This window comes from Amycolatopsis sp. lyj-346, assembly GCF_046548975.1.
Taxonomy (GTDB): Bacteria; Actinomycetota; Actinomycetes; order Mycobacteriales; family Pseudonocardiaceae; genus Amycolatopsis.
The window spans coordinates 1,032,128-1,051,124 of record NZ_JAJPWT010000002.1; the positions used below are offsets into that span (position 1 = coordinate 1,032,128).

10 protein-coding genes are annotated in these 18,997 nt (G+C 74.5%); 3 read left to right on the forward strand and 7 right to left on the reverse strand.

Annotated elements, in window-relative coordinates; genetic code table 11:
• Positions 1–7: 7 nt before the first annotated feature.
• The 6 genes from ACLJQE_RS11170 to ACLJQE_RS11195 form a co-directional block, all read right to left on the reverse strand.
• Complete coding sequence (locus ACLJQE_RS11170; RefSeq protein ID WP_410639073.1) at positions 8–982, reverse strand: alpha/beta hydrolase; 975 nt, start codon at positions 980–982, stop codon at positions 8–10.
• Positions 983–992: 10 nt separating this feature from the next.
• Positions 993–2,570: an acyl-CoA carboxylase subunit beta gene (locus ACLJQE_RS11175; RefSeq protein WP_410639074.1), complete on the reverse strand. Its 1,578-nt coding sequence runs from the start codon at positions 2,568–2,570 to the stop codon at positions 993–995.
• Positions 2,570–9,250, reverse strand: a complete 6,681-nt coding sequence (locus ACLJQE_RS11180) for a beta-ketoacyl synthase N-terminal-like domain-containing protein (RefSeq protein ID WP_410639075.1) — start codon at positions 9,248–9,250, stop codon at positions 2,570–2,572. The genes ACLJQE_RS11175 and ACLJQE_RS11180 overlap by 1 nt, the downstream gene beginning before the upstream one ends.
• Positions 9,247–10,998: a fatty acyl-AMP ligase gene (locus tag ACLJQE_RS11185; RefSeq protein ID WP_410639076.1), complete on the reverse strand. Its 1,752-nt coding sequence runs from the start codon at positions 10,996–10,998 to the stop codon at positions 9,247–9,249. The genes ACLJQE_RS11180 and ACLJQE_RS11185 overlap by 4 nt, the downstream gene beginning before the upstream one ends.
• A 92-nt stretch (positions 10,999–11,090) precedes the next feature.
• Positions 11,091–12,476, reverse strand: a complete 1,386-nt coding sequence (locus ACLJQE_RS11190; protein WP_410639077.1) for an MFS transporter — start codon at positions 12,474–12,476, stop codon at positions 11,091–11,093.
• Positions 12,473–14,476 carry an MMPL family transporter gene (locus tag ACLJQE_RS11195; RefSeq protein ID WP_410639078.1) on the reverse strand — a complete coding sequence of 668 codons (2,004 nt, stop codon included), beginning with the start codon at positions 14,474–14,476 and terminating at the stop codon, positions 12,473–12,475. Before ACLJQE_RS11195 ends, ACLJQE_RS11190 begins: the two co-directional genes overlap by 4 nt.
• Positions 14,477–14,758: 282 nt before the next feature.
• On the opposite strand from ACLJQE_RS11195, the gene ACLJQE_RS11200 reads away from it, so the two are divergent.
• The 3 genes from ACLJQE_RS11200 (at position 14,759) to ACLJQE_RS11210 (ending at position 17,971) form a co-directional block, all read left to right on the forward strand.
• A complete protein-coding gene (locus ACLJQE_RS11200) occupies positions 14,759–16,006 on the forward strand; it encodes a helix-turn-helix domain-containing protein (RefSeq protein ID WP_410639079.1) in 1,248 nt (415 codons plus the stop codon).
• Between the two features lie 107 nt (positions 16,007–16,113).
• Positions 16,114–17,205: an aldose epimerase family protein gene (locus tag ACLJQE_RS11205; protein WP_410639080.1), complete on the forward strand. Its 1,092-nt coding sequence runs from the start codon at positions 16,114–16,116 to the stop codon at positions 17,203–17,205.
• Between the two features lie 49 nt (positions 17,206–17,254).
• Positions 17,255–17,971 carry a transporter substrate-binding domain-containing protein gene (locus ACLJQE_RS11210; RefSeq protein WP_410639081.1) on the forward strand — a complete coding sequence of 239 codons (717 nt, stop codon included), beginning with the start codon at positions 17,255–17,257 and terminating at the stop codon, positions 17,969–17,971.
• A gap of 5 nt (positions 17,972–17,976) precedes the next feature.
• On the opposite strand, the gene ACLJQE_RS11215 is transcribed toward ACLJQE_RS11210, so the two are convergent.
• On the reverse strand, positions 17,977–18,486 hold the full coding sequence (locus ACLJQE_RS11215; protein ID WP_410639082.1) for a DinB family protein: 510 nt from the start codon (positions 18,484–18,486) through the stop codon (positions 17,977–17,979).
• Between the last annotated feature and the right edge of the window lie 511 nt (positions 18,487–18,997).

An 18,997-nucleotide genomic window follows, 5' to 3' on the forward strand; every position in this document is an offset into this window, starting at 1 on the left:
GATGCGCTCAGGCCGGGAGGCCCAGCGCGCCGGCCAGCACCGGCCAGGACCGGTGCAGGGCCCGCTGCCAGTAGGGCCAGCTGTGGGTGCCGGGCCCGTAGAAGTCGACGGTCGCCGGGATGCCGGCGGTCCGCAGGCGGTCGGTGAAGCTGGTGGACGACAGCAACGCCGCCGGCTCGAACGGGTCGCCCTGCCCGGACGTGTCGAGCGGACCGAGTTGCCCGTTGCCGCAGGAGATGTAGAGCGCCGTGCCGCGCAGCTTGCCGATGTTGTCGTGGGGGTTGTTCGCCGACCACATCGGCCGCATCAGCAGGTCGCTGCCCCAGAGGTCGAGGTAGGCGAAGATCCCCGCCCGGAGCAGGATGCCCTTGATGAACACCGGGGCACCCCCGGCCAGGGTGTTCGGCACGCCGCTGTAGGACGCGGCCGCGCCGAACATCCCCGGGTGCTTGAAGGCGTACGCCATCGCGCCGTACCCGCCGATCGACAGCCCGGCGACCGCGCGGCGGGTGCCGCCGCGGTAGCCGCGTTCGACGATCTGGCGCACTTCGGCCGTGTGGAACGTGTCCCAGTCGGGGGTGTTCTTCAGGCCGAAGTTCCACCACTTCGTGTACATCCCGGCCGGGCCGTCCGTCGGCATCACGACCAGGGCGTCCTTGGCCGCGGTGAACGCCTTGACGTCGGTGAACTGGTCCCACGAGCGGTAGTCGACCGGCTCGCAGCAGCCGTGCAGCAGGTACAGCACGGGCCAGGTCCGGGTGGGCTGCGCCGCCCAGCCGGACGGCACGAGCAGCCGCACCATCCCGGTGGTGCCCAGCGCCGGGGAGCTGATTTCCAGGTCGACGGTCCGGGAGTCCAGCCAGGTTTCCCGGACGACCTTCGCGCCGTCGTCGGCCACGGCCGGGCTCGCCTGGGCGGGCGCCACGCCGGCACCGGCGATCAGGAGGACGACGGACAGCGCCAGCAGGGCGATCCGCTTCATAGGGGACTCCTCAGAGGGGGATGTTTCCGTGTTTGCGAGCCGGCAGGCTCTGCCGTTTGGTGCGCAGCATCCGCAGCGCCCGCGCCACCTGGAGACGGGTCTGGGACGGCGTGACGACCTGGTCCACGTAGCCGCGTTCGGCCGCCAGGTACGGGCCGCCGTGACGTTTGCGGTATTCATCGGTGAGCCGACGGCGCGCCGTCTCCTGTTCTTCGGCCGGAAGACCGGCCAGCTCGCGCCGGTAGAGCACCCGCACCGCGCCTTCGGCGCCCATCACCGCGATTTCCGCGGTGGGCCAGGCCAGCACGACGTCGGCGCCGAGGTGCTTGGAGCCCATCACCGCGTAGCCGCCGCCGTAGGCCTTGCGGACCACCACGGTCACCTTCGGCACGGTCGCCTCGGCGTAGGCGTAGATCAGCTTGGCGCCGCGGCGGATGATCCCGCCGCGTTCCTGGCCGGTGCCCGGCAGGTAGCCGGGGACGTCGGCCAGGGTGAGCAGCGGGATCGAGAACGCGTCGCAGAAGCGCACGAACCGCGCGGCCTTCTCCGACGCGTCGATGTCGAGCACGCCGGCCTGGTGCCGCGGCTGGTTGGCGACGATGCCGACCGTGTGGCCCTGCACCCGCCCGAAGGCGCAGATCACGTTGCGCGCGAAGGCGCCGTGCACTTCGGTGAACTCGCCGTCGTCGACCAGCGCGGCGATCAGCTCGGCCATGTCGTAGGTCTGGTGCGGCGAATCGGGCACCAGCCGGTCGAGCTCGAGGTCGGCGGCGGTGAGCCCGGGGCTGGTTTCGTCGGCGTACGCGGGCCCGGGATCGAGGTTGTTCGCGGGCAGGTACCCGAGCAGCGTCTGCACCCAGTCGACGGCGTCCTGTTCGTCGGCAGCGCGGTGGTGCGCGTTGCCGGCGACCTCGCTCTGCACGGCCGCGCCGCCGAGTTCCTGCGCGCTGACTCGCTCACCGGTGACGGCGTGCACGACGTCCGGGCCGGTGACGAACATGTGCGAGGTGCCGTCGACCATCACGGTGAAGTCGGTCATCGCCGGTGCGTAGACGGCACCGCCGGCGCACGGGCCCATGATCATCGAGATCTGCGGGATGACCCCGGAGGCGTGCGCGGTGCGGCGGCCGAGCTCGGCGTAGTAGGCGAGCGAGACGACGCCTTCCTGGATCCGGGCGCCGCCGGAGTCGTTGATCCCGACGACCGGGCAGCCGATCGTCATGGCCAGGTCCATCAGCTTGAGGACCTTTTCGCCGGAGACCTCGCCGAGGCTGCCGCCGAAAACGCTGAAGTCCTGGGAAAACACGCAGACCTGCCGCCCGTCGACGGTGCCGTGACCGGTGACGACGCCGTCGCCCCACGGCCGGTTCGCGTCCATTCCGAACTCGGCGCACCGGTGCCGCGCGAGCTGGTCGGCCTCCACGAAGGACCCGGGGTCCAGCAGCAGCCCGATCCGCTCCCGTGCGGTCAGCTTCCCCTTGGCGTGCTGCCGGTCGACGGCCCGCTTTTCCGCGATCCGCACGGCTTCGTCCTGGCGGGCGGCGAGATCGGCGATCCGGAACGCGGTGGTCGGGGTCAGCTCGTCCATCACCGCACCACCGCCCCGAGCCGTTCGGCCAGCACCGCCACGTGCGGTGGATCGATCATCGACACGTGGTCGCCGGGCACCCGCACGACTTCGAGGTCGCCGCAGTGCGCGTCCCACCCGAGGGCGTCGTCCGTGCGCAGGTACCGCGGGTCCAGCGCGGTGGTGAGCGGGTGCGGGTCCCGGGCACGCAGGAGAACCACCCGCCCGTCGTAGCGTTCCGGCGTGTACCGTTCGGCCACCCGTGCGTCCACATAGGACTCGTACTGGTGCCGGAGGACGCCGTCGCCCATGTCCGGCACCTGTTCGGCGAGCCGGGCCATGACCCAGCCGATCTGGGCGTCTTCGTCCAGCTTCGCCAGTTCGTCGCGCGGGATGCCGAACGGCACCCCGTAGGTCCGGGAGATGTGGGCGGCGAACCGGTCGAAGCGGTCCAGCAGTGCGTCCGCCGGGTGGCCCGTGGCGGGCAGCGGCAGGATGGTGTCGATGAGGAAGACGAGTCCGGCGCCACCGAGGCGGCGTGCGGTCTCGTAGGCGAGGCAGCCGCCGAACGACCAGCCACCCAGCCGGTGGGGACCGTGGGGCTGGACGTCCCGGATCAGCTCGGCGTACCGGGCGGCTTTGCCTTCGACGGTGTCTTCGTCGTCGAGGCGTTCGAGCCCGTAGACGGGCAGGCCTTCCGGAAGCAGCCGGGCGAGTTCGCGGTAGACGCTCGCGGTGCCACCGGCCGGGTGGAAGAGGAAGACGGGCTCGCCGGCAACCCCATCCCGCAGCAACCGCACGGGGCCCCCACCGTGGCCTTCGAGCTCGGCCCGCACAAGATCGGCCATGGCGGCGATGGTGGGAGTGGCGAACAGCCGGTCGGTGTCCGGGACGGCGGTGAGGTGCCCGGCGAACGCCGCCCGCAGCTGCCGTGCCCGCGCGAGATCGCCGCCGAGGGTGAAGAAGGAGTCGTGGACGCCTGGGTCGACGGCACCCAGGACGGCTCGCCAGTGCCGGGCAACCCAGCGTTCGGCGGGGTCCCGCGGCCCGGTGACCACGGAGGCGGCCGTGGCGGTTGGGGCGGCTGGAGCGGCTGGAGCGGCTGGAGCGGCTGGAGCGGCTGGGGCATGATCAGCCGCCTCGGGCTGCTGCCGCGAGACGGCGTCATCCGGCCCGGCGGCCTCCCGCGCCTCAGCCACCGGCGCCGCAAGCCCCACACCGGTTTCCGCAGCGACCTCTCGCGCCCCGGCCACCGGCGCCGCGAGCCCCACACCGCTCTCCCCGGCGACCTCCCGCGCCCCATCCCCCACCGGCGCGGCGGGCCCGAACCCCGCCTGCTCCGCCAGGTGCCCGGCGAGCTCGGCCAAACTGGCGCCCCGCAGCAGCAGCGGGATCGGCAACGGCAGCCCGAAGTCCCGTTCCACCGCGCCACGTGCCCGCATCGCCGACAGTGAATCCAGCCCCAGCCGGGTGAGCGGCACCGTCCGGTCGACCTCCGCCAGCCCCAGCAGGTCCGCGACCAGGCCCGCCAGGTGATCCGCGATCGCCGCGCGGGCCGCTTCCGGTGTTGCCGGACGCAGTGCGTCCAAACCGTCCCAAGTGGACGATGTGGCCCGCGGCGAGAAGAGCGTGAAGAACGGCCGCTCCCCCAGCCGGGGGAACAGCTCCAGCACGGTCCCCGCGTCCACCCGGGCCACTCCGGTCGCCGCGCGGTCGCGTGCCAGCACGGCCTCCAGCGCCGACAACGCTTCCTCGGTGCCGAGCGGGGCGAGCACCGGGTTGACCGAGCCGGCCGCCGCGCCCACCTCGCCCCACGCGCCCCAGCCGATCGTCGCCGCCGGGAACCCTTGCGCCCGGCGCCACGCGACCAGCGCGTCGGCCCACGCGTTCGCCGTCGCGTACGCGGTCTGGCCCGGCGAGCCGAACAGGGCCGCCGCCGACGAGTACACCAGCCACCAGTCGAGGTCGTGCCCCGCCGTCGCTTCGTGCAGCCGCCAGGCTCCCAGCGCCTTCGGCCGCCAAGCCGCTTCGAGCGCGTCGCCGTCGAGGCTGATCGCGGCGCCGTCGGCCAGGACGCCGGCGGCGTGCAGCACCCCGCGAAGCGGCACACCACCCTCGACGGCCACCGCGACCAGGGTCTCGGCCGTGCCCGGGTCGGCGATGTCGCCGGGCACCACGCGGACGTCGACGCCCAGCTCGCCGAGGCCGGGATCGGCGGCGTGCCTGCCGTTCAGCACCAGCCGCGTCGCCCCTCGCCCGGCCAGCCACTTCGCCGCCGCCAGGCCGAGGCCGCCCAGGCCGCCGGTGATGACGTACGCGCCATCGCGGACCGGCCGCCGCTCCGGGTCGCCGAGGGTGGGCCGGATCAGGCGCCGCGCGTACCGCACGCCGCCGCGCCAGGCGATTTCGTCGTCCGGCCCGTCGGCGCGGACCTCGTCCCGCAGCCGGTCCGCGCCGCCGTCGACCTGGCTCACCCGCAGCTCGGGGTGCTCGAACGCCAAGACGCGCACGAGCCCGCGCAGGGCGGCCGTCCCGGGATCGCCCCGCTCGCCGGGCTCGACGGCGTGCGCCCCGGCGGTCACCAGCCACAGCCGCGGCGCCACGGGCAGTTCGGCCAGTTCGGCGACGACGCCGGCCAGCGTCTCGACCAGCCGCGCCCCACGCGCCGGGTCGGGCTCGGCGGCGTCGCCCAGCAGGGCGAGGACCGCGGTCGGTTCCCCGTCGCGCAGCAGCTTGGCCAGCTCGGCCCGGTCGCCGAGGCGGGCGGTCCGGACGTCTTCGCCGTCGAACTCCCGGCCGGCGTCGTCGGACAGCACGATCCAGCGGTGCGCCCGTTCCGGCCCGCGGGGGCGCCCCCCGTTTTCCACGTTACCGGCCGGCACCGACAATTCCGGCGCGGCGGGCAGCGGCGCCGGCTGCCAGGCCGCCTCGAACAGCAGCCGCGTCAGTGCCGCGTCGCGGTAGCGGCGGCAGTAGACGTCGCGGAACTCGACCAGGACGACGTCGTCGGCGTCGACCAGCTGGACACTGCCGAGCACGCCGTCACCGGACTCCTCGGCCGGGCCGAGGACGGCGTCCACCCGCACACCGCGGCGCGGGTCGCCGCCGACCACCACTTCACCCACGCTGAGCGGCAGGTAGAGGGCGTCCGCCTCGCCGACCGCCGCGGCCAGTGCGTGCAGGCAGGCGTCGGCGAGCGCGGGGTGCAGCACGTAGGCGGGGTGGTCGGCTTCCGGCTGCGCGATCGACGCCGACGCGCGCCCGGGTGCGGCGGTCACCCGGCGCAGGCCGCGGAAGGCCGGGCCGTAGGACTGCCCCAGCTCGGCCAGCGCCCGGTAGACGTCGACCGGCTCCCCGGCGGTTTCCCCGAACGGTGCCGACGGCGTGCCGCCGGTGCCGATCCGCGCGGTGGCGTGCCGGACCCACCGCCCGGCTCTCGTGTGGACACTCAGTTCGGCCCCGCGGAGGGTGGTGGTCACCTCGGTGTGGTCACCGAGCGGGAGGACCTCCTGCAGTTCGAGGTCGTGGACGCGGCCGCCGGGCCCGGCCGCGGCGAGCGCGAGTTCCAGGAAGCCGGTGGCCGGGAACACCGGGGTGTCCCGGACGGTGTGGCCGGCCAGCCACGGCAGCGCGGCGGTGCCGACGTCACCGCGCCACAGGTGCCCGCCGCCGGGGTCTTCGATGTGCACGCCGAGCAGGGGATGTGCCCCGCCGCCGCGGACGGTCCGGCGCGGCCAGAAGCGTTCGTGCCGCCAGACCGGGCCGGGCAGCTCGACCGGCGGCGTCTGCGGACGGCCGGCCAGCACGCCGGGCAGGCGGATCTTTCGGGGGTCCGGGTGGCGGAGCCCCCGGCTCGGAGCGGAGCTCCGGTTGTCACCGCCGAGCACGTGCAGCCGGGCGAGGCTGGTCAGGAACGCCGTCCGCTCGTCGACCCGGCGGCTCGCCGAGGGCAGGCCGAGCACGCCGGACTGCTCGATCGCGGCCAGCGCCACCGGGTGCGGGGAGATTTCGACGAAGACGGTGTGCCCGTCGGCGGCCGCCGCGGCCAGCGCCTGGCTGAACCGCACGGGACGGCGCAGGTTGGCCGCCCAGTAGCCGACGTCGAACGCGGGCTGGTCGCGCGGATCGTCGAGAACACTGCTGTAGCACCGGATTTCGGGCGTGCCCGGGACCAGCCCCGCCACCGCGGCGCGGAACGGGCCGAGCACCGGCTCGACGGCGGCGGAGTGCCCGGCACCCCCGACCGGCAGCCGCCGGGCGAGCCTGCCGAGGCCTTCGGCGTGCGCGACCACGGCCTCGACGTGGTCCGCGGCCCCGCTGATGGTGCACTGGGTCGCCGACGCGTACACCGCGATGGTGACGTCGGGGAATTCCGCGAGTTCGGCCGGCGAGAGCTCGACGAGGGCCATCGCCCCGCCCCCGCGCCGGTCGAGCTCGGCGAGCAGCCGCGCCCGGGCGGCCATGACCCGCAGCCCACCGGCGACATCGAGCGCCCCGGCCACGACGGCGGCGGCGACCTCCCCCATCGAGTGCCCCAGCACGGCGGCGGGACGGACACCGTGCGCCCGCCAGAGCGCGGCCAAGGCGAGCTGCATCCCGAACAGGGCGAGCTGGGTCGCGGCAAGGTCGGGCAGGTCGTGCTCGAGCGCTTCGCGCAGGGAGAACCCGGCTTCGGCGCGGAAGACGGGATCGAGGGCCTCGATTTCGGCCCGGAAGGCGGGCTCGGAGCGGAGCAGCAGACGCCCCATCCCGGACCACTGCGAGCCATAACCGGAGAACACGAAGACGACACCGTCCCCCGCACCAGCCCCGCTCCCCCAGCGCCCCAATGTGGCCTTCGGTGCATCCAACGCACCCAATGTGGCCTTCGGTGCGTCCAACGCACCCAATGTGGCCTTCGGTGCGCCCAACGCACCGAAGGCCACATTGGGGCGCTCGCGGTCCTCGGCCAGGGCTCGCAGTGCCTCGACCACTTCGGCCCGGTCCTCGGCGACCACCGCACCGCGCACCGGCAGGTGCTCACGCCGGTGGGCCAGCGTCGCCGCGACCGCGTCGAGCGGCAGCTCGCTCTCCGCCAGCCAGTCCGCCAGCTCGGCCGCCCTCGCCCGCAGCACCTCCGCCGACCGGGCCGAAAGTGCGAACACCTGCGGGCCGCCGTCGCCCGGACGGGGCGGGAACGACGCCGCGGGCCACTCCTCCAGCACGACGTGCGCGTTCGTCCCGCCGAACCCGAACGCCGACACGCCCGCCCGCGCCGTTCCGGAATAGCGCGGCCAGTCCCGTCCCGACTCGACCACCCGCAACCCGGTGAAGTCGATGTGCGGGTTCGGCTCGCGGAAGTGCAGGCTCGGCGGCACTCGCCGGTGCGTCATCGCCAGCACCACCTTCACCAGCCCGGTGATCCCGGCCGCGCCTTCGAGGTGGCCCAGGTTGCTCTTCACCGAACCGAGCAGCAGCGGCCGCTCCGGGGCGCGGCCCGCGCCGAGGACCGCGGCCAGCGCGCCGGCCTCCAGCGGATCGCCCAGCGGTGTCCCGGTGCCGTGTGCCTCGACGTAGTCCACCCCGGACGGGTCGACGCCGGCCGTGGCGTACGCGTCGCGCAGCAGCGCCGCCTGGGCTTCCGGGTTGGGCGCCGTCAGGCCGTTGGACCGGCCGTCGGAGTTCACCGCGCTGCCGCGGATCACCGCCAGCACCCGGTCACCCGCCCGCCGCGCCGCCCGCAGCGTCTTCAGCACGACCACGCCGCAGCCCTCGCCGCGGGCGATCCCGTCGGCGCCCGCGTCGAACGGCTTGCAGTGGCCGTCCGCGGCCAGCACGCCCGCCCGGTGGAAGCCGGCGGTGATGCCGGGCGCGAGCAGCACGTTCACCCCGGCGGCGAGCGCGGTCTCGCTCTCGCCGCGGCGCAGGCTCTGCACCGCCTGGTGCACCGCGACCAGCGAAGACGAGCACGCGGTGTCGAGGGTGAGGCTGGGCCCGCGCAGGTCCAGCAGGTACGACAGCCGGTTCGCCGCGATGCTCGCCGCCGCGCCGGTCCCGGACCAGACGTCGACGCCCGCGACGTCGGTCATCGTCAGCGAGCCGTACTCGGTGGCCGACAGCCCGACGAACACCCCGGTCCGGCTGCCGCGCAGCGTGGACGGCGGAATCCCGGCGTGCTCCAGCGCCGCCCACGCGACCTCCAGGAGGATCCGCTGCTGCGGGTCCATCGCCTCGGCCTCGCGGGGGGTGATGCCGAAGAACTCCGCATCGAACCCGGCGACGTCGTCGAGGAACCCGCCGCGCGAGGGCACGCCGGCGAGGTCTTCGGCCGGGGCGAACGTTTCCCACCGGCCTTCGGGGACGTCGCCGATGCCGTCGCCGCCCGCGTCGAGGAAGCGCCAGAAGGCCTCCGGGGACTCGATCCCGCCCGGCAGCCGGCAGCCGAGGCCGATGACGGCGACCGGCTCGCTCTCCTCGCGCAACGGCACGGCCACCGGCACGGCGTCCACAGTGGACAAATGCGCGGCCAGCGCGGTGATCGTCGGGTACTGCCACACCAGGGTCGGGGCCAGCGGCCGGCCGACGAAGCCGCCGAGGTCGGCCGCCAGGCTCGTCGCGTCCCGTGAGGACAACCCGGTCTCGTGCAGTGGCCGGTCGGGGTCCACGTCGCCGAGCCGCGCGGCCAGCCAGGCGCGGATCGCGGCGGCGTCCGGCGCGCTCATCCGAGCCGCCGCGCGGTGAGCGTGCCGTCCGAATAGGACATCCGGCACCGGGCCCGGCTGATCTTGCCGCTGGAGGTGCGGGGCACCTCGCCCGGTGGCAGGAAGACGACGTCGTGCAGGCGCAGCCCGTGCCCGGCCGACACCGCCGCCCGCAGGGCCGCGGTCGCCGCGGCGATGTCGGCCTCGGTGTCCTTCGCGCGTTCGAGGACGACGACCGCGGCTTCCCCGCCGTCGCCGTCGATCGCGAAGGCCGCGGCCGAATGCAGCCGGACGGCCGGGTGCTCCTCGACGGTCTGCTCGATGTCCTGCGGGTAGTGGTTGCGGCCGTCGACGACGACCAGGTCCTTCAGCCGGCCCGTCACGAACAGCTCGCCGTCGAACACCACGCCGAGGTCGCCGGTCGCCAGCCAGCCTTCGCCGGTGTCCGGGTCGAGCGGGGGCAGGCCGAAGGTGGCCGCCGACGCTTCGGCCCGCCCCCAGTAACCGCGGCCGACGTTCGGGCCGCTGACCAGGATTTCGCCGACCTCGCCCGGTTCGGCGGGCTTCCCGGTCACCTGGTCGGCGATCCGCACGCGCTGGCCGACCGGGCGGCCGCACGAGACGAGCGTCGTGGCGGCCTCGCCCGCGGCGGCAGGCACCGCGTAGCCGGCGGCGAGCCGGGCCCGGTCGAACGTGACCTGCCGGGGTGGTTTCCCGGCGTCCGTCACCGAGACCAGCACGGTGGCCTCGGCCAGGCCGTAGGAGGACCGGTGCACCTCCGGCCGGAGCCCGCATTCGGCGAAGGCCGCGTGGAACTTCGCGATCGTGGCCGGCAGCACCGGTTCGCTGCCGTTGATCAGCGAGACGACCCGGCTCAGCTCGAGGTAGGTCTTGTCGGCCTCGGTGACGCGGGAAGCGCAGTAGGCGTAGGCGAAGTTGGGGGCCGCGCTGATCGCGCCGGGACTGGCCGAGAGCGCGCGCAGCCAGCGCACGGGCCGTTCGAGGAAGGCCAGCGGGTCCATCAGGACCGACTCCAGCCCGCCGGCCATCGGCGCGCCGATGCCGAGGATCAGCCCCATGTCGTGGAACAGCGGCAGCCAGCTGATCGCCGACGTGGTCACGCTTTCGGCGCCGTAGGCGGCGCACGCCTGGCGGGCGTTGGCCAGCACGTTGCGGTGGGTCAGCACCACCCCGGCGGGCGAACGCGTCGAGCCGGACGTGTACTGCAGGTAGGCCGGGGCGCCGGGATCGGGCACCGGCCAGCCGGGCGTCCCGGCCGCGATCGGCGGCACGGCGTCGACGTCGACCACCACCGGGCCGATCGCGGCACCGGCGAGGAACCGGGTGACCGCCTCGTGTTCCCCGGCCGTGGTCAGCACCACGCGCGGGCCGCAGTCGGCGAGCGCCGCGGCCAGCCGTCCCGCGTGCCCGGGCAGGCCCGGCGCGAACAACGGCACGGCGACCAGCCCCGCCCGCAGCGCGGCGAGGAACGCGACGACGTAGCCGGTGGACTGCCCCGCCAGCACCGCCGCCCGCTCGCCCGGACCGGCCACTTCGGACAGCCGGGCCGCGACCGCGTCGACCCGTTCGTCGAGCTCGCGCCAGGTGAGCGTGACCGCCCGGCCGTCCGCGCCGTCGCGGTGGTCGAGGTGGGTCACGGCGATGCGGTCGCCGAGGAGGCGCGCCCAGTGACCGAGCAGGGTCGCGAAGGACTCGCCGCCGTCGACGGTGCCACCGGTGACGGGAACCGGCTGGGAAATGGTTTCCATGCATCCTCGCAGAGAGCGTTTACCGGCGCAGTGAATAGCCGCGCCGGTGCGGTTGTCAACGAATCAATCCCGGATACTCATGGGGAAACGGGTTAGGGGACCGCACGTTTGTCACGCGGCGACGAGGTCTCGGCGGGCCGGGCCGCCGAGAGGCGAACGGCCAGCAGCGCGCCGGCGAACGTCAGCCCGGCCGCGGCGAGCAGGCCCGCGGTGTACCCGCCGGCCAGCGCCGCCCCGGCGGGGGCGCCCGCGTCCAGCCGGGCCGCGCGCACCGCCGTCAGCACCGCGCCGATCAGGGCGACGCCGAGCGCGCTCGACAGTTCCCGGGCCGCGGTGAGCAGGCCCGACGCCGTGCCGGCGTACCGCTCGGCCACCACGTCCAGCGCGTGCGACGTCATCGGGACGGTGAAGGCCGAGCCCGCGCCGATCAGGACCATGCCGGCCACGCGCGGCCACAGCGCGGGGACGTGGTTCACCGCGGCGAGGGCGAGCAGCCCGGCGCCCACCACGGCCAGCCCCGCCGCCACCGTCCGAAGTGGACCGTGCCGGGCGACGGCGGACGGCACCAGCGGGGTCGCGGCCACGACCGCCACCGCGACCAGCACCAGCGGCAGCCCGGCACCGGCCGGGCCGAGCCCCAGGAACTCCTGGTGCAGCAACGGCGTGAAGAAGAAGATCCCCGAGATCCCCAGTCCCCACAGCAGCTGCAGCCCGAGCGAGCCGAGGAACACCCGGTTCGCGGTGAGCACCGCCGGGACGAGCCGCTCCCGCGCCCGCCGTTCCCGGACCAGGAACGCGACGCCGGACACGGTCCCGGCGGCGAGCAGCGGGATCCGGAACCGGGGTTCGGCCAGCGCGGTGGTGAGCAGCACCAGGCTCGCCGTCGCCAGGACCATCGCCGACGCCGGTGGCGCGCGGGTCCCGTGGTCGCGGCCGGGCGGCACGGTTCCCGGCAGCAGGACCAGCATCGCGGCCACGAACGGCAGGTTGACGAAGAAGATCCAGGCCCAGCCGCAGTATTCGCTCAGGACCCCGCCGAGTGCCGGGCCCAGCGCCAGCGCGGCCGCCAGGCAGGCCGTCCACACCGCCGCGCCGAGCGTCCGGCCGCGCGCGTCGAGGTTGGTCCGCAGCAGGCTCAGCAGTCCCGGCACCAGGAACGCGGCCGCCACGCCCTGCAGCACCCGGGCGGCGACCAGCAGCCACGCCGCGCCCGCCAGCCCGCCCGCCGCCGCGCCGGCGCCGAACGCGAGAAGAGCGCCGGTCAGGGCCGGGCGGCGCCCCCAGCGATCGATCAGCGCGCCCGCCACCGGCAGCAGCCCGGCGAACGGGAGCATGTACCCGAGCGCGATCCACGACAGGGCCCCGACGTCCAGGGCGAGGTCACGGGCGATGGACGGCGCGCCCGCCGCGACGATCGTGTTGTCCAGCGTCGTGACGAACGCGCCGAGCGCGAGCACGGCCAGGGTCCGGCGGGTCATCGCGGGCTCCCTGCCAGCTCGGCGGCGGCCACGGCCTTCCGGCGCGGGAACCACCAGTTCGCCGCGCCCAGCCGGGCCATCACCGCGGGCACGAGCACGCACCGGACGACGACCGCGTCCAGCAGCACGGCGACGGTCAGCCCGACGCCCGCCTCCCGCACCACCCGGGCGTCCACGAAGGCGAACGACACGAACACCAGCGCCATGATCAGCGCGGCCGCGGTGATGGTCCGGCCGGTCGCCGCGACACCGTCGACGACGGCCGCCCGCGTGTCGCCGTGCCGGCGCCACGCCTCCTGGATGCGGGCGATGAGGAAGACCTCGTAGTCCATCGACAGCCCGAACAGCCCGGCGAACAGGAACACCGGCAGGTACGGCTCGATCGGGCCGCCGAAGGCGAACACCACCGCGCCGGTCGTCGCGGCCGCAGTCAGCAGGTTCATCACCGCCGCGGTGAGCGGGATCAGCACGCTGCGGAACACCCAGGCCAGCAGCAGGACCGAGATCCCGACGACGGAGGCGAAGAACAGGGGCAGGCGGTCGGCGATCGCCGCGGAGAAGTCGGCACGGGCCGCGACGACCCCGCCGACGTGCGCGTCAGGGCTGCCGATGACCCTGGCCATCACCCGCGTCGAGGCGAGCAGCTCGCCGGTGGCCGGATCGCCGGGGCCCGTCCGCGGGAGCACCGTGAGCAGCCACCCTCCCCCGGGCAGCGCGGTGGGCGGCCCGACGTCGGCGCTCGCCAGCAGCGCTTCCCGCAGCTCGCCCACCGAGTCGCCGCCGCCGGTCCCGACCACCAGCAACGGCGCGTCCGCGCCCGGTCCGAAGCCCTCTTCCAGCAGTTCGGCCGCGGTCCGCGTGACACTGCCGGGCGGGTCGAGCGCGGCGTCCGGCACGCCGAGCCGCAGGCCGGTCATCGGGAGCGCCAGCACGGCCACGGCCAGCAGGGCGGCGAGGGTGTACGGGCCGGGGCGCGCGGTCACCGACCGCGCGAGCCGGGCCCAGCGGGCGGCGCCGCCCGCTGGGCGCAGGCTCATCCGGTGGGCGACGGGCCGCAGCAGCGCGGGGAGCAGGGTCAGCGCGGCGAACGCGGTCAGCAGCACCGAGACCGCGGCGGCCACCGCGATCCCGTCCAGGAACGGCATGCCGACGGTGAACATGCCGGCCAGCGAGACGCACACGGTGAGGCCGGCGAAGACCACGCTGCGGCCGGAGGTCGCGGCCGCGACGGCCAGCGCCGCCGCCGGTTCGGCGCCGTCCCGGCGGCCCTGCCGGTAGCGGGTGAGCACGAACAGCGCGTAGTCGACGCCGACGCCGAGCCCGAGCAGCGCGGCGATCTCGGTGCTGATCTTCGGCACGGTCATGACGTGCGACAACAGCGTCACGGCGGCCAGTGCGCAGCCCACCGAAACCGCCGCGGTGAGGACCGGCAGCAGGACGCAGGTCACCGAGCCGAAGGCCACCAGCAGCACCACGGCCGCGGCGAGCAGGCCGATCCCGGCGTTGCCGAGGTCGGGTGCGGCGGCCGTCATCGCGGCGAGTTCCCCGGACGCCCCGGCGGTCAGTCCACCGGCGTCGCGGACGACGGCGGCCAGCGCGTCGGCCGTCTCCTGCCCCAGGTCGGCGGCCGGCGCGTCGAAGCGGACGGTGAGCACCGCCGTCCGCCGGTCGGCGGACACTTCGCCGGGCGGCGGGCCGACGGACACCACGTGCGGCAACGCCGCCAGCCGGGCGGCGAGCGCGTCGAGCCGGGCGCGGCCCGCGCCGCTGTCGACCGGCCCGTCGGGCGAGCGCACGACGACGCGTTCCCCGGCGCCACCGCCACCGGCGGTGCGCAGCAGGTTCGCCGCCGCCGTGCTGTCCGCGGCGGGCAGGTCCACCGTGTCGCGGAAGGTCGCGCCGGTGTGCAGCGCGGCGCAACCGAGCCCGCCCAGCGCCACCAGCCAGAGCACGATCACGACGCCGGCCCGGCGGAAGCACCAGGAAACGAGCGCCGTCATCGGTGTTCTCCTCCCGGGGGCCGGTTGAGCACGCTAACCGCGGGGAGGTCCGCGAAGATACCGCCGGAGTTCACAAATCGGCTTCCGAAAACCTTTGCCGCGGTTAGTGATCCGAGTTTGTCCGGCAGGTGACAAACTCCGGTGCGGCCGTTGACCCCGGCGTGACAGAACCCGCTCCGGGCGCAGGAACGGCGGTTGCCAAGTCCGATCCCGTGTGAGTACATGACCTCCGCGCCGACGACGGTGCGAACCCTTCACGAGGCGCGGCAAGGGGTGTGAGCCATGACCCGGACGATCACGCAGGCGACGATCCCGCACCCGCGGGGCACCGGCCGGGCGCGGCAGCTGTGGTGCTCGCTGCCGACGGAACTGGCGCGGCGGTTCCGGCCGCACGCCGACCCGCTCGCCCGGCGGATCCTCGAGGAGGTCCAGCGGGCGGTCCCCGAGTACGCCAAGCCCCTCGAAGGCGAATTCGGCAAGATGATCGTGCTCGCGATCGAGCAGGCGGTGCTCAGCTGCATCGACAGCATCGAAGACCTGGCGTCCACCCAGGACAATTGGGCGAAGCTGTTCGTGGAGGTCGGCAAGCGCGTGCACCACGACGGCGGCAGCCTCAATTCCCTGCAGGCCGCCTACCGCGCGGGTGGGCGGGCGGCGTGGCGCTACGTGGCCGAACTGGGGCAGGCCCACCGTTTCCCGGCGGCCGTGCTGTGCGTCGGCGCGGAAGCCATTTTCGCATACGTGGAAGAGATTTCCTCGTACTCGGTCGAGGGGTACACCTTGGCACAGGCGATGGCGACCGGCACGGTCGAACGACGGCGGCGCCGGCTGCTCGAACTGCTGCTGGCCACCCCGCCGTCGTCCCCGGCCACGCTGGCGACGATGGCCAAGGCGGCGCAGTGGGCGATGCCGGAGCGGGTCACGGTCGTCGCGCTCGACCCGCGGACCGAGCAGCACCCGCCGCCGTCCCCCCAGCTGGCCGGCGACGTGCTGGTGGACCTCGACGGCCCAGAGCCGTGCCTGCTGACCCCGAACCCCGACCGCGACCTCCGGGGACTCGAAGGCCGCCTGCCGGGCTGGCGCGCGGCGGTCGGCCCCCGGGTCCGCCCGGCGGAGGCGGCGACGTCGCTGCTGTGGGCCCGCCGCACCCTCGACCTGGCCCGCCGCGGCCTGGCCGGCGACGGCCCGGTCACGCACACGGCCGACCACCTGGCGACGCACTGGCTGCTGATCGACCGCTTCCTGCTGGACGAGCTGTCGGCGAAGGCACTGGCGCCGTTCGCGGGCCTGACGGTGAAGCAGCGGACCCGGCTGGCCGAGACGTTGCTGAGCTGGCTGGAGCACAACGGGAACACGCCGGAGATCGCCAAGGCCCTGCGGGTCCACCCGCAGACGGTCCGCTACCGCGTGAGCCAGCTGAGCGAGCTGTTCGGCGACCGGCTGGCGGACCCGGCGAAGCGCCTGGAGATCCAGATGGCGCTGGGTGCCCACCGGCTGCTGGGCACCCAGCCACCGACCGGCGAACGCTGACCGGCCGCCTCCTGCCGCCGGTGTCGCGACCCGGCTGACAGCGGCAGCGCGGTCGGCTATGGTCTTTCGAGGCTGTTAGCGCTAACAGCCGGTGGGAGGAAGCACCGATGACCGCACCCGAGCTCACCCGCGAGTTGTTCGGCCAGGCCGGCGGCAGCGACGTCCACCGGTACACGCTGGGCCGGCCCGGCGGGCCGGTCGTGCGCGTGCTCGACTACGGCGGCGTCATCCAGTCGCTGGAAGCGCCGGACCGCGACGGCCGGCCCGGCAACGTCGTCCTCGGCTTCGCGGACCTCGGCTCCTACGTCGCCAACAACCGGCCCGGGGCGGACCGGGTGTTCCTGGGCGCGGTGATCGGCCGGTTCGCCAACCGGATCGCCGGCGGCACGTTCACCCTCGACGGCGTCCAGTACCGGGTGCCGCTGAACAACGGCAAGAACAGCCTGCACGGCGGCCCCGCCGGGTTCGACACGCGGGTCTGGGCGGCAACCGAACTCCGGGACGGCGACGGCGTCGCGCTGCGGCTCACGCTGGTCAGCCCGGACGGCGACCAGGGCTACCCCGGCCGGCTCACCACCGAGGTGACTTACCGCGTCGACGCGCGCGACCGGCTGCGCATCACCTACCGCGCGACCACCGACGCGCCGACCGTCGTCAACCTGACCAACCACACCTACTGGAACCTGGCCGGCGAAGGGACGGGTGACGTCCACGAGCACCGGCTGGAGATCGCCGCGAGCCGGTTCTGCCCGACCGGCGACGACCTGATCCCGGCCGGTGACCCGGTGCCGGTCGAGGGCACGCCGTTCGACTTCCGCCGGGGTGCGCCGATCGGCGCCCGCGTCGGCGAACCCGACCCCCAGCTGGTGATCGGCCAGGGCTACGACCACAACTGGGTGCTCGACGACGGCGCGCCGTTCGCCGCACGGGCGTGGGACCCGGCGTCCGGCCGCCTGCTCACCATGTGGACGACCGAGCCGGGCCTGCAGTTCTACTCGGGCAACTACCTCACCGCGGACCTGACCGGCACCGGCGGCCGCCCGTACCACCGCGGGGCCGGCTTTGCGCTGGAGGCCCAGCACTTCCCGGACTCCCCCAACCGCCCGGAGTTCCCCAGCACGGTGCTGCGGCCCGGCGAGGTCTACCACCAGGAGACGGTGTTCGCCCTGACCACCGCGGACGAGCCGCCGGTGGCGTGAGCGACAATCGCGGGGCGCCCGCCCAGTCCCGCCGATAGCCTCGCCGGTCATGGGAGAGCTTTCCGCCGTCGCCCGCGACCTCGCACCCACCGGCACCCTGCGCGCCGCCGTCAACCTCGGCAATCCCGTGCTCGCGCACGGCACGCCGGCGGAACCGGGCGGGATCACGGTCGACCTCGCACGCGAAGTGGCCGAGCGGCTCGGCGTCCCGGTGGGGTTCCGCTGCTTCGACGCGGCCCGCAAGTCGTTCGAGGCGCTGACCTCGGGCGCGGCCGACCTGGGCTTCCTGGCGATCGAGCCGGCTCGCGCGGCCGAGGTGGCGTTCACGGCGCCGTACGTCCTCATCGAAGGCGTGTACCTGGTCGCCGACGGCTCGCCGCTCGCCACGCCGGCCGACGTCGACCGGCCGGACGTCCGGATCGGGGTCAAGGAGGGGTCCGCGTACGACCTGTACCTGACCCGGACCCTCCGGCACGCCGCGATCGTGCGCGGCGAGGACGGCGTCACGGCGTTCGAGGCCGAGGGCTTGGAGGCCGCCGCCGGGATCCGCCAGCCGGTGACGGCCTACGCCGCCGCCCACCCGGGGACGCGGGTGCTCCCGGGGCGCTTCATGGAGATCCGGCAGGCGGTCTGCACCACCCCGGACCGTCGCCCGGAGACGGTCGCGTTCCTGCACGAGCTGGTCGAGGAGCTGAAGGCGAGCGGGTTCGTCGCCGACGCGCTGCACCGCGCGAACCAGGACGCCACGGTCGCCCCGCCCGCCTGAGGGCCTCACTTGCCGGTCACCCCGTCGATCAGCTCGCGGCCGACGTCCAGGTGCCCGGCGTGCCGGGCGAAGCTCTGCACCAGGTGGCAGAGGATCCAGGCGAACGTGGGGTGCTCTTCGGCGCCGCCGCGGCGGGTGGTGCGGACGGCCCGGGCCGCCAGCGGGGTGACCGCGGCGAGCCGGGCGCAGTTTTCGCGCTCCGCCAGGAAGAAGGCCGTGATGTCCGCCGAGGGTTCCGCCGGCGCGACGAACCACTCCTGCTCGGCGGTGCCGGGCCACGAGAAGTCGACGTCCTCACCGGCGAACAGGTACCGGATCCAGAAGCGTTCGGTGCAGGCGAGGTGCTTGACCATGCCCAGCGGCGTCCAGCCCGACGGCAGCACGCTCCGGCGCAACTGAGTTTCGGAGAGGCCCTCGAGCTTGCGCAGGACGGCGGTGGCGTTGTGGTCGAGGTAGCCCAGCAGCAGCGCGCGCGGATCGGCCGTGGTGGGTGGGGGTTCGGGCGTCTCGACCATGATCGAAAAGCTAGTGGGCGACCGACGGCGAAGCCGTGTTCCCGCGCGCCCACGACGGGGTGACCCGTGTCAGACCGACGTGGCCGCCCAGTGCTCCGGACGGAGATGCCCCGCGAAGTCCGCCATCTGCCAGAAGATCCAGGACGGGGGTGACGGGCCCGCTGCCGAGGTGGGGTGGCGGTGGGCCCGTCACGTCTGGGGGAGGTCGAGGACACGGCTCTAGCGTAGCCGAGGATTCGAACACATGTTCACGGCCGTTCGGGTGGAGTGCGACTACGAACCGTCACCGCAACCTCGTCTTTCTTCCGCACAGCAACACTTCCGGGTGACACACTGTCCTCAGTGGACACCGCGGGACCCGGCGAACGAGCCACGGGACGCCGTCACCCGGTCGCAGCGTCCGAATCCCCGCCCCCGGCGGCAAAAGCTCCACACCCGCCCTGACCTGCGCCGAGGACCATCACCCTGGCGCGCCCCCGAGGCGGTGACAGCGCCCGCGACCGGACCCCAT